Source organism: Pseudomonas sp. Choline-02u-1 (assembly GCF_002836515.1).
Classification (GTDB): domain Bacteria; phylum Pseudomonadota; class Gammaproteobacteria; order Pseudomonadales; family Pseudomonadaceae; genus Aquipseudomonas.
In genome coordinates, this window is record NZ_PJBC01000058.1 from 1 (window position 1) to 13,690 (window position 13,690).

Consider the following 13,690-nt stretch of genomic DNA (forward strand, 5'->3'; position numbering starts at 1 on the left):
CTTGAAAAGGGTTACACCGTCCACTCAGACCGGACAATCCACTTCAGTCGTAAAACGGCTCGACCAACGCGCGGCTGCCAACAAAGAAACTGTCCGCCACCAGGCGCAACGGCTGCAGGTCAAGATCACTGGCCTTGTCGCCGATCAATTGCTGGAAGTGGCGATAGACTGCTGCGTACTCGCCCTCCTCCGACACGCTTTGACGAACGCCGTCGATGCTCAGCACCGCGCCACCGTTGTCCAGGCGCAGGACGCCCTCGGCGCAGCGGATTTCGATGCTCCACAATTCGTCGTGGCCATGGTCGAAATCGAACTCGGCGCGAACGTCCAGCCGATGTGCATCGGACATCTTGATCGAGGCAGCAATCGGCGACTGGCAGTTGTTTGGCACCCGCAGCTCGGCGGCTTCGACAAACAGCGGCAGCGCCAGCAAGTGGGTGATGATCGACAGGGCGTTGATGCCCGGATCGAATACACCGAGGCCGCCCGGTTGCCAGATCCACGCTTGGCCCGGATGCCATTTGCGCACGTCTTCTTTCCAGTCGATCTGCACGCTTTGCAGGGTGCGGCTGGCCAGCCAGTCGCAGGCGGCGGCGATGCCGGGCGCATAGCGTGAATGCCAGGCGAACAAACCACTGACGCCTTGTTCGGCCACCTGATCAACCAAGGCCATGGCCTCACCCAATGTCGCACAGGGCGGTTTTTCCACCAGCACGTGCTTGCCGGCCGCCAAGGCCTGTTGCACCAGGGCAAAGCGCCCTTGCGGCGGCGTGCAGAAGGCAATCGCATCAACGGCCGGGCCGCTTTCGAGCAGCTCGCTCAGCGACTGGAAGTTTTCCACCCCGGCGCGAGGTTTGCCCTGAGTGGCAACCGCCACCAACTGGAACGCCGGATTGGCGAGGATGGCGGGGACGTGTTGATCCTGGGCGATCTTGCCGTAGCCCACCAGGCCGAGACGAATCGGTTGCATTACTGACTCCTGTTGTTGTTTTGGTCTTTGCAGCGCAGCGGCAAGGGTACGTGTTTCTGCGCCCGCCTCCAATCGTCATACTATTTAAATCCTGGACCTATCGGTCATTTCTTCTTACACCTTTTGTCGCCCGATCCGACACCACACGGCGATCCAGAGCCGGCCCACGGCCTCAGTTTGCTATCATGCGGCGCTTTTACGGTTAACCCCCCGCCAGTCCTGCCGACTTGCGGGCTGCAAAAGGCGGTATTAGATGACGGCTTTGTTGACTCGCCGCAAGGTACTTGCGGGAATGGGCGTGCTCGGGCTCGGCCTGCTCGCCGGCTGCGATACCCGTGGCCAACTGTCGTACAAGTACGGCAAGGATCTGAGCGACAAGATCCTCGGACGCACCTTCAAGCTGAAGAACCCCGAAGGCGAAACCATGTCGCTGTCGAGCTTTCGCGGAATGATGCCGATGATCTTCTTCGGCTTCACCCAATGCCCGGCCGTTTGCCCCACCACGCTGGCCCGCGCCGCGCAGATCAAGAAACTCATGGGCCGTGACGGCGACCGTTTGCAAGTGGTGTTCATCACTCTGGACCCCGAACGCGACACGCCGCAGATCCTCGACGCCTACGTCAAAGCCTTCGACCCGAGCTTCGTCGCGCTGTACGGCACGCTTGAGGAAACCAAGGCCACCGCCAAGGAATTCGACGTGTTCTACGAGAAAGTCCCGGCCGGCGACACCTATACCCTCTCCCATACGTCCACCAGCTACGTCTACGACTCGCGTGGTGAGTTGCGCCTGGGCCTGTCTACCTCGTTGACGGCCCAAGAGTGCACGGAAGATTTGCTTACTGTTATGGAGGTCTGCTGATGCATCCCGTTCTGAATCAACTCAAACGCACCGTGTGTGCACTGTCCCTGCTCGGCCTGGCCTTTCAGGCGTCGGCGCAGACCAAGGTCGACGACGCCTGGGTCCGTGCGACTGTGCCGACCCAGGCCGCCAGCGGCGCGTTCATGACCGTCACTTCCGACACCGACAGCAAGCTGCTCAGCGTCGCCTCGCCAGTGGCCAAGGACGTGCAGATTCATGAGATGAGCATGAAGAACGACGTCATGACCATGGGCCCGGTGAAATCGGTTGACCTGCCTGCCGGCAAAGCCGTGAGCTTCGACCCGAACGGCTACCACGTCATGCTGATGGGCCTGACCGGTCAGTTGAAGGAAGGCGACAGCGTGCCACTGACCCTGACCGTGGAAAACGCCAAGGGCGAGAAAGAAACCATCGAAGTCAAAGCGCCGGTTCGCGCGCTGACCAACATGGGCGGACACGATCACAGCAAAATGCATTGATCGCTGACTGAAAGACTGTTCGCCTGACAGAAAAACGGGGCGGCCTGATCGATCATCAGGCCGCCCCGTTTTTTTGATGTGTGCAGAATTAACGCTTGCGGGCCAATGCGTTGCGCACGCTTTCCGGTGACATCCTTGAGCTGGAACGGGTCATGGGTTCAACGACGGTCGCCTTGGCCAACTGTTCCTTGCGCTTCGTTACCTGACGCCAGTGGTAAGCGAAATATCCGACTGCTACCACGATCCCCAACCAACCGAACACCGAACTCACGAAGAACCACAGCGCCAGTGTGACCCATACGGTTTTCGAGTTGAACAACTTCAAACTGTCGTCGGCAGGCACCGGTTCGAGCGGCGTCTGTGGCGCCTCCGGTACTTTTTGCATCCCCTGCAGACCAAAGCGCAGCGCGAAGTCCGCCCTGGGCACAGGCACCTCGATCTGATTGCCTTCAGCACGATGCACGCGAATTTCGCCATCGACGAGCGAGACGGAGCTGAAACTGATCTGGGTGTTACAGCGAATCTCGCCGTCGACCAGGGTCACGACCGTTCGTTGTGAGTCAGCGGGAGTGTCGCGCATGTCGATTCCTTGAGCGTTCCACGTCGGACGACGTGCGAAGGGAAAATCCGTTGGAGGCAAATGCTACTGAGTGGCTACTACGCTGTCCAGAAGCGTGAACCCGGCTGCAAGTTATCCGGCTCGAGCGTGTTCGAAGTAACCAGCCTGATGGAAAGCGTGCTTTACATCCGAAACAACATCAGCAACCATGTAAAGGGTCTTTTACATAGGAAGTGAAGAATGAACCGGTACCACCTCGAATTGGGCGCAGCATTAATCCTCTACATGCTGGTGCTGACAGCATCATTGATTGCCTCGCGATACCTGATGGATGCGCACCTCGTGCTGCGCTCGGCCGTCGCACTGACGCCGATCATTCCGGCGGCCCTGATGTGCTGGGCCATCGTGCGGAACATGCGGCGCATGGACGAAATGCATCTGCGCATCCAGTTCGAAGCCTTGGGGTTCGCCTTTGCCGCCTCGGCATTGGTGACCTTCAGCTACGGTTTTCTGGAAAACGTCGGCGCCCCGCATATCCCGTGGACGTGTGTGTGGCCGGTAATGGGGCTGATGTGGATTGTCGGCCTGCACATTGCGCGACGCCGCTACCAATGAAAAACCGTCTCAAGGAATTGCGCGCCGAGCGCAAGTGGTCGCAGGTCGATCTGGCCGAACGCCTGAACGTGTCGCGCCAGACGATCAACGCCATCGAAAACGAACGCTACGATCCGAGCCTGCCATTGGCGTTTCAGATTGCCCGGGCGTTTGAGCTACCGATTGAGAGCATTTTTGATGATGGCGAATCTTGAATGGCAAAAGGGGCAACACACGTTGCCCCTGTTCGATCAACTCCCCGCACCACCATGCGCTTCTTCAAAGAAGTAATCCGTCCAGCTCGCCGCCTTGTTTTTCAGCACACCGAGTTCCTGCAATTTCTCGGCATAGATGAACGTGCGTTGCGGCACGACGGTGAAGTCGATTTCCGGGTCTTTGACGATTTGTTCGACCAGTGCCAGCGGCAGTTTCGATTGCTCTACGCGGATGTACGCCTGAGCAGCGGCGGGCTTGTCGGCTTTGATGATGTTTTCGGCTTCGGCCAGTGCGTCGTAGAACGCCTTGTAGGTTTTCGGGTTCTCGTCGTGAAATTTTTCAGTGGTGTACAGCACGTTGAACGTCGCCGGGCCGCCGAGGATGTCGTAGGAACTCAGCACTTTATGCACGTTCGGGTTTTGCAGAGCCTGGTACTGAAACGGCGGGCTGGAGAAATGCGAATTGATCTCCGAGCCGCCGGCGATCAGGGCGGCGGTGGCGTCCGGGTGTGGCAGGCTGACCGAAATGTTGTCGAATTTCTTGAACTGCTCGTCGCCGAACAATCTGGCGGTTTCAATCTGCAGGGTGCGCGACTGGAAACCCACGCCAGCGGCTGGCACCGCGATGCGATCTTTGTCGCTGAAGTCCTTGAGGGTTTTGATGTTCGGGTTGTTGGTCAACAGGTAATTGGGCATCGAGCCCAGCGCGGCGATGGCTTTGACGTTCTGCTTGCCCTTGGTGCGGTCCCACACGGTGAGCATCGGCGGCACGCCGGCCGAGACCACGTCCAGCGCGCCGGTAAGCAGCGCCTCGTTCATCGCCGTGGCGCCGGAAATGCTGTTCCAGTCGACCTTGATCTCGAGGCCTTGGGCCTTGCCGTGTTTTTCGATCAGTTGTTGATCGCGCACGACGTCGAGAATCAGGTAACCAATGCCGAATTGCTGGGCGATGCTGATTTTGCCCTCGGCCTGGGCGCCGCTGCTGAACAGCGCACCCGCTGCCAGCGCTGCGGCCAATAAAGTCAGCGCAGAACGTTTGAACGGTGTGACCATGACAACCTCGCAGCAGGAGAATGCGCTGAAAGATCTGACTTTAAAGCTATAAAAAACATAAATTAAATATCTTTATCGCATATCAATAGCACCGCGCGCTTTGATATCTGCCGGGGCCATCTCGCGAGCAGCGGACGGACCTACAACAGTCTGAAACAAAAAACTCCCTCCACCCAAAAGCGCCACTTCATCCACACCCCCCGCCGCATCTGGGCGCACGACATTCCAGGGGTTACCAGGCACGGGTTTAAAATGCCGATCAGGCTGCCTGTCCTTGGTATCATCACCCACACTTTTTTGACCCTTTTATGACATGCAGGCCTTTTTTGTGAGCGCTCTTTTCAACTGGCTGCGGCGGCCGAATGCCCGCCTCCTTTCCCTGATCATCTTGGTATTGATGGTGCCGGTGTGCCTGCGAGTGGCTCTGGGCTGGTCGACACCGCTGGGCTTTCTGTCGGATCTGGCCGTGGGTAGTCTGCTGGTGGTAGCGCTGCATCGCCGTACGTGGTGGCTGGCCTTGCCGGTGCTGGTGTTCTGGGCGCTGCTGGCGATTGCCACGGCAGAACTGGTCAGCGCCGTCGGCCGCCTGCCGACGCCTTCGGATGTTCACTATCTGATCGACCCGCAGTTCGTCGAGAATTCCACTGGCGGCGGACTTGCGCACCCTACCCTGGCCATGGCTTTGCTGGGTGCCCTGGCTTTCTGGCTGCTGACTCAGTTTGTTGGTCGCGGCTTGTCTCGCCCTGCTCTGCCTCGCTCGGTCTGGGCAGCGCCTATTGTGTTGTTCGCCGCCCATTGGGCCGCGCAAAACCTGTGGCCGAATGACGGCGACGCCTGGCGCCTGTACAACCTGCCGCATCAACTGCTCGCCAGCGAAGTCGCTGACCTGCAGATCCAGGCCGAGGAATGGCTGGACGGCGACGTCGACGAACCAACACCGGCGATGGCTGGGCTCACAGACGTCGACCTCAATGGCCAGAAACTGCTGACCGCACCAGGTCAGGCACGCAATGTGTTGATCATTGCCCTGGAAGGCATTCCAGGCGCGTACATCCGCGCCAACCGTGAGGCGATCGGCAGTCATTATCAGGAAGAGCTGATGCCCAACCTCAGCCGCTGGGCCGAGCGTGGCATGAACACCCCGGATTACGTGCTGCACACCCATCAAACCATTCGCGGTCTGTACGCCATGCTTTGCGGCGATTACGACAAGCTCAACAATGGCACGCCCAAAGGCGTGGAAATGCTCACGCTGAACGAGCGCAACCAGGCCTGCCTGCCGGCGCAGCTGCGCGAACACGGTTTCAACACCCATTATCTACAGGGTGCTGGCCTGCGCTTCATGGCCAAAGACAAGATCATGCCGCACATCGGTTTCGATGCGACCCACGGCCTGGAATGGTTCAGCAACAGCAACTATCTGGAATTCCCGTGGGGCAAGGATGACAAGGCGTTTTTCGAAGGGGCGCTTGATTACGTCGGCCAATTGAAAAAGCAAAAACAGCCATGGATGCTCACGTTGCTGACGGTCGGCACCCACCAGCCCTACTCCGCACCGGATGATTATCTGCAGCGTTATGAAACGCCCAAGCAGGCCGCCGTCGGTTATCTCGACGATGCGCTAGACCAATTTCTGTCAGGACTGGAACGTCAGGGCGTTCTCAAGGACACGCTGGTGGTGATCACCTCGGATGAATCCCACGGCATCGACGGCGTGCGGCTGGCCTCGTCGTGGGGTTTCAATCTGACGCTGGCGCCGGAACAGGCGCAACTGCCGCGTCTGAATGCCGGGGTTTATGGTCACGTCGATCTGAGTACGTCGATTCTCGACTATTTCGACCTGCCGGTGCCGACTGCACTGAGCGGCCGGTCGCTGTTTCGCGACTACGATTCCGGGCGCGAAATCATGTCGTTCACCAACGGCAAACTGCGCTATCACGACGGTCAGGGCATCTTCTCCGAGTGCGACCTGCCGCGCCGCTGCCGCTACTACCAAAGCGCCGGTTTCATCGCTGAAAGCGCCATCTACAAAGGCACCTACAGCGGCCTTCCGGCCCGGCAGATCGCGGCGCGCGCCGATGCGCTGGACCTGTCATTGCTGCGCACGCCGCTCAATCATCGCTACCAGTTCGGCAGCAACAACATCATCCCGCTGCAAGCGCAGATCAAGGATGACTGGGCCGACAACCTGATCGGCGCGCAATACCTGGAAATGCCCAAAGGCTCGCACACCCGCGTACGCCTGACCGTCCGCTCGGTCGATCCGCAACAGGCGGCGTACATCCAGCTCAAGGCCAAGGAATTCGAACAGGACGTGCAACTGGGCCTGCCGGCAGAAATGGTCGCCACGGCGGATCAGCCCCTGGAGATGGATTTCAGTTTTGAAAACCCGCAGCCGCGCAAGGCCTTCTCGTTTCATTTGCTGGGGTATGGGAATGGCGCGGTTGAGGTCTCGGATTTCAGCGTGATCACCGAATTGCCTGGCCAGGAAGACATCCTCGACGACGTCCCCGAGGACGAAACCGCGCAAGCGAGCTGACGCCCTGTAGGAGCTGCCGAAGGCTGCGATCTTTCGCCTTTGATTTTTTCAATTGAACAGCAAGATCAAAAGATCGCAGCCTTCGCCAGCTCCCGTGTACGACGAAAGAGTTTGCCTATCGGAGCCCAACAGTCGGGCTATTAGCCGACTTGCCAACTCGGGTCTAGCCTTACCAGTCCGAAGTCGGCACGAGCCGGCCGCAGACCTGATAGGGATCCGAACATGGCAAACGAATCGAAATGCCCGTTCAACCACGCCGCCGGCGGCGGTACGACGAACCGTGACTGGTGGCCGAATCAACTTAATCTGAAAATTCTCAGCCAGCATTCCCCAAAGTCCGATCCGCTGGGCCAGGACTTCGACTACGCCAAGGCCTTCAAAAGCCTCGACTTCCAGGCCCTGAAACAAGACATCAAAGCACTCATGACTGATTCCCAGGACTGGTGGCCAGCCGACTTCGGCCATTACGGTCCGCTGTTCGTGCGCATGGCCTGGCACAGTGCCGGAACCTATCGCACCGCCGACGGCCGTGGCGGCGCCGGCTCCGGTCAGCAACGCTTTGCGCCGCTCAACAGTTGGCCCGACAACGTCAGCCTCGACAAGGCTCGCCGCCTGCTGTGGCCGATCAAACAGAAATACGGGCGCAACATTTCCTGGGCCGACCTGATCGTGCTCACCGGCAACGTCGCGCTGGAGTCGATGGGCTTCAAGACCTTCGGCTTCTCTGGAGGCCGCGCCGATGTCTGGGAACCGGATGAAGATGTGTATTGGGGTTCGGAAACCGAGTGGCTCGGCGGCGACAACCGTTACGGCAAAAGCAACGGCCCGGTGCAAGAGCCCGGCGACGGCACGCTGGTGGCTGAGCCCGACTTGCATGGGCGCGAAGAAAGCCGTACCGATCAGGGCGAACGCAATCTGGAAAATCCCCTCGCGGCCGTACAGATGGGCCTGATCTACGTGAACCCGGAAGGCCCTGAAGGCAACCCGGACCCGGTGGCCTCGGCCAGGGATATCCGCGAAACCTTTGGCCGCATGGCCATGAACGACGAAGAAACCGTCGCGCTGATCGCCGGCGGCCACGCCTTCGGCAAGACCCACGGCGCCGGCCCGGCCGATAATGTCGGTCCGGAGCCAGAAGCCGCCGGCCTGGAGCAGCAGGGACTGGGCTGGAAAAACGCCTTCGGCACCGGCAAAGGCGCCGACACCATTACCAGCGGTCTGGAAGTGACCTGGACCACCACGCCAACGCAGTGGAGCAACAACTATCTGGAAAACCTGTTCGGCTTCGAGTGGGAGCTGACCAAAAGCCCGGCGGGTGCCAATCAGTGGCAACCAAAAAACGGCGCAGGTGCTGGCACCGTTCCCCACGCGCACGATCCGGACAAGAAGCTCTCGCCGACCATGCTCACCTCCGACCTGGCGCTGCGCTTCGATCCTGCTTATGAGCAGATCTCGCGGCGTTTCCTGGCCAATCCCGATCAGCTCGCCGACGCGTTCGCCCGCGCCTGGTACAAGCTGATCCATCGTGACATGGGCCCGCTCTCTCGCTACCTCGGCCCGGAGCTGCCGCAAGAGGAGTTGCTCTGGCAAGACCCGCTGCCCGACGTGACGCACCCATTGATTGATGACAGCGACGCCACGGCGCTGAAAAACAAGGTGCTGGATTCAGGGTTGTCGGTGTCGCAACTGGTCTCGACGGCGTGGGCGGCGGCGTCCACCTTCCGCGGTTCGGACAAGCGCGGCGGCGCCAACGGCGGGCGCTTGCGTCTGGCGCCGCAGAAGTTCTGGCAGGCCAACCAGCCCGAGCAACTGGACAAGGTGCTGAGCAGACTGGAAGGCATTCAAAACGAGTTCAACAATGGCGCCGCCGGCGGCAAGAAGATTTCGCTGGCGGACCTGATCGTCCTGGCCGGCAATGCCGGGGTGGAAAAAGCTGCGCAGAACGCCGGGCATTCAGTGTCGGTGCCGTTCTCAACGGGGCGCGTCGATGCTTCGCAGGAGCAGACCGACGTCGAATCGTTCGGCTTCCTCGAACCGATCGCCGACGGCTTTCGCAATTACAGCAAAGGCAAATACACGGTTGCGGCGGAAACGCTGCTGATCGACAAGGCGCAATTGCTGACGCTCACGGCACCGGAAATGACGGTATTGTTGGGTGGTCTGCGCGTGTTGAACACCAACGTCGGGCAGACAAAGCATGGCGTGTTCACCGACAAACCCGAAGCGCTGAGCAATGACTTCTTCACCCACCTGCTGGACATGGGCGTGGAATGGATGCCGACTTCGCGGGATGCAGATGAGTTCGAAGGCCGTGACCGCAAAACCGGGGCGCCAAAGTGGACGGCGACGCGAGTGGATCTGGTGTTCGGCTCCAATGCGCAATTGCGCGCATTGGCCGAGGTGTATGCCAGCGCTGATGCCAAGACGCAGTTCGTCAATGATTTCGTCAAGGCATGGACGAAGGTGATGAATCTGGATCGGTTTGATCTGCGATAACCGAGCAAACGCAACGCCTTTGATCGTTCCCACGCTCCGCGTGGGAATGCAGCAAGGGACGCTCTGCGTCCCAAAGCCGACGCAGAGCGCCGAGAGAGGCATTCCCACGCAGAGCATGGGAACGATCAATTAAACGCCCCAACATTTAATCAGCGTTACGCGAGGCTCTTGCTCACCACTTCATACACATCACTGGACAGCGACCCCGACGCCAGAATCCGCTCCAGCTCAGCCTTCATCAGCGCCTGACGCGCGCTGTCGTATTTGCGCCAGCGGGTCAGCGGGGCCAGTTGGCGCGAGGCGATCTGTGGGTTGAAGCCGTTCAGTTCGATCACCAGATCGGCAAGGAAGCGATAACCGGAACCGTCCGCCGCGTGGAAGTTGATCAGGTTCTGCCCGGCGAACGCACCGATCAGTGCCCGCACCTTGTTCGGGTTCTTGATGTTGAACGCCGGGTGCTGCATCAACGCCTTCACGCGCTCCAGCCCGCCCGGCAAGGTGCTGCCGGCCTGCACGCTGAACCATTGATCCATGACCAACGGGTTGTCCTTGAAATGCTCGGCGAAGCTGGCCAACGCCAGGGCCTTCTGCTCTTCGAACGGCGAGTTGACCAGCACCGCCAGCGCGGTCAGGCGCTCGGTCATGTTGTCGGCGGTTTCAAATTGCTCCAGCGCTGCCGCGAGCACTTCCGGCTTGCCGCTGAGCATCAGGTACGACAGAGCAATGTTCTGCAATGCGCGACGGGCGAAGTGCTCGGCCTCGGCCACATACGGCGTTTGCTTGGACAGGTCGCGGTTGGCCTGATAACGCAGCCACAGCGCTTCGAACAAGCCTTCGGCCAGTTGCTTGCGGGCAAATTCGCGCGCGACATGGATCGCCTCGACGTCGGCCACTTCGCTGATTTCGGTGAGATAAGCCTCACCCGGCAGCGAGAGCATTTCGGCAACCATCGCCTGATCCAGCGACTCGTCGGACAACACCGTGCGCAGCGCCGACACCAGCCGCGGATCGAGCTTCAGGCTCTCGCCCTTCTGATGCTGAGCAATCAGTTCCTGCAACACTTGCACCGACAGCTGCTGCCCGGCGTCCCAGCGATTGAAGCCGTCGCTGTCGTGCTGCATGAGGAACATCAGTTGATCACGGTTGTACGGGAAGCTCAGTTTCACTGGCGCCGAGAAGCCGCGCAGCAGCGATGGCAGCGGCTGTTCATTGATGTCGACGAAGGTGAAGGTCTGCTCGGCTTCGGTGACCGAGATCACCCGAGTGGTGCCTTGCGCCGAAGCTTCGCCCGCCAGACGCAAGGCGATTTCGTTGCCCTGGCTATCGAGCAGGCCCAGTTCGACCGGAATCACGAACGGCAGTTTTTCTACCTTGTCCGGGGTCGGCGGACAGCTCTGGCGGAAGGTCAGGCTGTAGGTTTTCGCGCCAGCATCGTAGGACTCGCTGACGGCCAGGCGCGGCGTACCGGCCTGGCTGTACCAGCGCTTGAACTGGCTGAGGTCGACGCCATTGGCATCTTCCATCGCCTTGACGAAGTCGTCGCAGGTCACGGCCTGGCCGTCGTGGCGTTCGAAGTACAGATCGCTGCCCTTACGGAAGCCTTCAGCGCCCAGCAAGGTGTGGATCATGCCGACCACTTCCGAGCCCTTTTCATACACGGTCAGGGTGTAGAAGTTGGAAATCTCGATGAAGCTGTCCGGGCGCACGGCGTGGGCCATGGGGCCGGCATCTTCGGCAAACTGGTGAGTACGCAGATAGGCGACGTCCTGAATGCGCTTGACCGTAGCCGAGTTCATGTCCGATGAGAAACCGGCGTCGCGGAACACGGTGAAGCCTTCCTTGAGCGACAGCTGGAACCAGTCGCGGCAGGTCACACGGTTGCCAGACCAGTTGTGGAAGTATTCGTGGGCGACGATCGCCTCGACCCGCTGGTGCGCGGCGTCGGTGGCGGTTTCGGCGCGAGCCAGCACGGCGCTGGAGTTGAAGATGTTAAGACCCTTGTTCTCCATCGCGCCCATGTTGAAATCGTTGACCGCGACGATCATGAAGATGTCCAGATCGTACTCGCGACCGTAGACCTCTTCGTCCCAGCGCATCGACTTCTTCAAGCTGTTCATCGCGTGCTGGCACTTGTCGATGTTTTCCGGCTCGACATAAATGCGCAGCGCAACGTTGCGCTGGCTCATGGTGGTGAAGGTGTCTTCGACGCACCAGAGATCACCGGCGACCAGCGCAAACAGGTACGCCGGTTTCTTGAACGGGTCTTCCCATGTCGCCCAGTGGCGGCCATCTTCGCCGGGGCCGGATGCAATCGGGTTACCGTTGGAGAGCAGCACAGGATAGCTGTGCTGCTCGGCGACCACGGTGGTGGTGAACTTGCTCATCACGTCCGGGCGGTCGAGGTAATAGGTGATCTTGCGGAAGCCTTCGGCCTCGCACTGGGTGCAGAACATCGTGCCGGACTTGTACAGGCCTTCCAGCGCGGTATTGGTTTCCGGGTGGATGCGCACGCTGGTGTCGAGGGTGAAGGTTTCGCTGGTGGGCTGCAGGGTCAGGTGGCTGTCGGAGACTTGATAATCTGCGGCGCTCAGTTCCTTGTCGGCCAGCGTCACCGAGAGCAGCTCCAGTTGCTGGCCGTCAAGCACCAGCGGCGGCAGGCCGGCGCCACGTTCAGGATTGCGGCGCATCACCAGTTGCGCGTGAACCAGGCTGTGGTCCTCGAACAACTCGAAGGTCAGGTGCGTTTCGTCGATCAGGTACTCGGGGGCCTGATAGTCCTTGAGGTAAATCATCTTCGGTTGTTCGGTGCGCATGCTGGAATCCTTATTGATGCACGGCGAGCTGGTAAGCCGTGTATTTACGAATGTTGATCACGCCGGTGTCGAAGATCAGGTATTGGCCCTTGATCCCCAGCAGCGTGCCTTCGGCAATCGGGTTCTTGTCCAGGTTGAAGCTGACGATTTTCGCCGGGTATTGCTCGACGGGATAGCGGATCTCCAGCGGTTCGACATCGGCAATCGTCTGAATCGCCTGCAGGCCGAACCGCTCTTGCAAGCCTCGCAGCCCTTCGGCGCAGCTTTCGAACAATTGATCGCGCACCTGCGCCAGATCCACCGCCGCTGCGTCGCCCTTGAGCAGTGCGCGCCAATTGGTCTTGTCCGCCACCTGACTGCGGAACAGGTCTTCGACAAACCCCGATTGCTGGCGGGTGGACACGCGCATGATCGGCAAGGCCTGACTCGCGCCCTGATCGAGCCAGCGCGTCGGCAACTGCGTGGCACGGGTGATGCCGACTTTGATCCCCGACGAGTTGGCCAGGTAGACCACGTGGTCGGTCATGCAGAACTGCTGGCCCCACACCGGATCGCGGCAAGTGCCGGCGTCGAAGTGGCAGCGCTCCGGGCTCATGATGCACAGGTCGCACTGCGCCAGTTTGGTCATGCACGGGTAGCAATAACCCTGACTGAAACTGGTTTTGGTTCTGCGCCCGCAATGGGTGCAATGGATTGCTCCCAGGAACTCCAGACGCAGCGTGCTGCCGATCAACGGATTGACTGGCACCTCGACGTCATCCAGACGAAACGCGTACTGCACGTTCGGCCCGTCCAGGCGCGCCGACATTTTGCTGATTGCACCGCGGCCAATCTCGATCAATGGATGGCATCCGACTTGAACAGGATGTTCGGCACTTCGATCGACTTCGACGCACACTCTTGCGGGCCCATGTAGCCAGTGCGCTGGTCTTCCGGCAGGTTCTGGATTTCCCAGGCGATCATCGCCTGCAACGACAGCTCGCGCTGCTCGGCAGTGAGCTTGTTGCCGTCGGACCATTTGCCGATTTCCACGGCCAGTTTCAGGCTCTCGTAGATGTCCGGGGTGATGTTGTTGATCATGTCGTTGAAAGAGGACATCAGGGTCTCCGCGCT

At 60.0% G+C, this 13,690-nt stretch carries 12 protein-coding genes; 6 read left to right on the forward strand and 6 right to left on the reverse strand.

The genetic code is table 11. The features are described from left to right. Positions 1 to 43 precede the first annotated feature (43 nt). Positions 44 to 970 (reverse strand): Gfo/Idh/MocA family protein, encoded by a 927-nt coding sequence (locus CXF97_RS14080; RefSeq protein WP_101159033.1) that lies wholly within the window; start codon positions 968 to 970, stop codon positions 44 to 46. A 253-nt stretch (positions 971 to 1,223) separates the two neighbouring features. On the opposite strand from CXF97_RS14080, the gene CXF97_RS14085 reads away from it, so the two are divergent. Together CXF97_RS14085 and CXF97_RS14090 are read left to right on the forward strand one after the other, a co-directional pair. Beyond that, complete coding sequence (locus tag CXF97_RS14085) at positions 1,224 to 1,829, forward strand: SCO family protein (protein ID WP_101159034.1); 606 nt, start codon at positions 1,224 to 1,226, stop codon at positions 1,827 to 1,829. Beyond that, positions 1,829 to 2,308: a copper chaperone PCu(A)C gene (locus CXF97_RS14090; RefSeq protein WP_101159035.1), complete on the forward strand. Its 480-nt coding sequence runs from the start codon at positions 1,829 to 1,831 to the stop codon at positions 2,306 to 2,308. The genes CXF97_RS14085 and CXF97_RS14090 overlap by 1 nt, the downstream gene beginning before the upstream one ends. 88 nt (positions 2,309 to 2,396) lie before the next feature. Here CXF97_RS14090 and CXF97_RS14095 read toward each other — a convergent pair whose 3' ends face one another. Next, positions 2,397 to 2,888: a hypothetical protein gene (locus tag CXF97_RS14095; RefSeq protein ID WP_101159036.1), complete on the reverse strand. Its 492-nt coding sequence runs from the start codon at positions 2,886 to 2,888 to the stop codon at positions 2,397 to 2,399. 219 nt (positions 2,889 to 3,107) lie between these two features. On the opposite strand from CXF97_RS14095, the gene CXF97_RS14100 reads away from it, so the two are divergent. Next, a complete protein-coding gene (locus CXF97_RS14100) occupies positions 3,108 to 3,482 on the forward strand; it encodes a hypothetical protein (RefSeq protein WP_101159037.1) in 375 nt (124 codons plus the stop codon). Beyond that, the gene (locus CXF97_RS14105) at positions 3,479 to 3,676 is read left to right on the forward strand and encodes a helix-turn-helix transcriptional regulator (protein ID WP_101159038.1); all 198 of its coding nucleotides are present in this window, start codon (positions 3,479 to 3,481) and stop codon (positions 3,674 to 3,676) included. The genes CXF97_RS14100 and CXF97_RS14105 overlap by 4 nt, the downstream gene beginning before the upstream one ends. Positions 3,677 to 3,712: 36 nt before the next feature. Here the strand turns inward: CXF97_RS14105 and CXF97_RS14110 are convergent, their stop codons facing one another. Next, positions 3,713 to 4,729 carry an ABC transporter substrate-binding protein gene (locus CXF97_RS14110; RefSeq protein ID WP_101159039.1) on the reverse strand — a complete coding sequence of 339 codons (1,017 nt, stop codon included), beginning with the start codon at positions 4,727 to 4,729 and terminating at the stop codon, positions 3,713 to 3,715. Positions 4,730 to 5,057: 328 nt separating this feature from the next. Here CXF97_RS14110 and CXF97_RS14115 point away from each other — a divergent pair, with 328 nt between their 5' ends. After that, positions 5,058 to 7,268, forward strand: a complete 2,211-nt coding sequence (locus tag CXF97_RS14115) for an LTA synthase family protein (protein ID WP_101159210.1) — start codon at positions 5,058 to 5,060, stop codon at positions 7,266 to 7,268. A 222-nt stretch (positions 7,269 to 7,490) separates the two neighbouring features. After that, positions 7,491 to 9,764 carry a catalase/peroxidase HPI gene (gene katG / locus CXF97_RS14120; protein ID WP_101159040.1) on the forward strand — a complete coding sequence of 758 codons (2,274 nt, stop codon included), beginning with the start codon at positions 7,491 to 7,493 and terminating at the stop codon, positions 9,762 to 9,764. A gap of 155 nt (positions 9,765 to 9,919) precedes the next feature. On the opposite strand, the gene pepN is transcribed toward katG, so the two are convergent. Genes pepN through CXF97_RS14135 form a run of 3 tightly spaced genes read right to left on the reverse strand, consistent with a single transcriptional unit; the run spans position 9,920 to position 13,675 of the window. Further along, complete coding sequence (gene pepN, locus CXF97_RS14125; protein ID WP_101159041.1) at positions 9,920 to 12,577, reverse strand: aminopeptidase N; 2,658 nt, start codon at positions 12,575 to 12,577, stop codon at positions 9,920 to 9,922. Positions 12,578 to 12,587: 10 nt separating this feature from the next. Next, positions 12,588 to 13,418, reverse strand: a complete 831-nt coding sequence (locus CXF97_RS14130) for a DUF2797 domain-containing protein (protein ID WP_101159042.1) — start codon at positions 13,416 to 13,418, stop codon at positions 12,588 to 12,590. Beyond that, on the reverse strand, positions 13,415 to 13,675 hold the full coding sequence (locus CXF97_RS14135) for a YeaC family protein (protein ID WP_016774215.1): 261 nt from the start codon (positions 13,673 to 13,675) through the stop codon (positions 13,415 to 13,417). Before CXF97_RS14135 ends, CXF97_RS14130 begins: the two co-directional genes overlap by 4 nt. Between the last annotated feature and the right edge of the window lie 15 nt (positions 13,676 to 13,690).

Coding starts and splice junctions, on each gene's coding strand:
- CXF97_RS14105 (WP_101159038.1), top strand. CDS start 3,479: ATGAAAAACCGTCTCAAGGAATTGCGCGCCGAGCGCAAGTGGTCGCAG.
- CXF97_RS14100 (WP_101159037.1), top strand. CDS start 3,108: ATGAACCGGTACCACCTCGAATTGGGCGCAGCATTAATCCTCTACATG.
- CXF97_RS14080 (WP_101159033.1), bottom strand. CDS start 970: ATGCAACCGATTCGTCTCGGCCTGGTGGGCTACGGCAAGATCGCCCAG.
- CXF97_RS14090 (WP_101159035.1), top strand. CDS start 1,829: ATGCATCCCGTTCTGAATCAACTCAAACGCACCGTGTGTGCACTGTCC.
- CXF97_RS14095 (WP_101159036.1), bottom strand. CDS start 2,888: ATGCGCGACACTCCCGCTGACTCACAACGAACGGTCGTGACCCTGGTC.
- pepN (WP_101159041.1), bottom strand. CDS start 12,577: ATGCGCACCGAACAACCGAAGATGATTTACCTCAAGGACTATCAGGCC.
- CXF97_RS14135 (WP_016774215.1), bottom strand. CDS start 13,675: ATGTCCTCTTTCAACGACATGATCAACAACATCACCCCGGACATCTAC.
- katG (WP_101159040.1), top strand. CDS start 7,491: ATGGCAAACGAATCGAAATGCCCGTTCAACCACGCCGCCGGCGGCGGT.
- CXF97_RS14110 (WP_101159039.1), bottom strand. CDS start 4,729: ATGGTCACACCGTTCAAACGTTCTGCGCTGACTTTATTGGCCGCAGCG.
- CXF97_RS14085 (WP_101159034.1), top strand. CDS start 1,224: ATGACGGCTTTGTTGACTCGCCGCAAGGTACTTGCGGGAATGGGCGTG.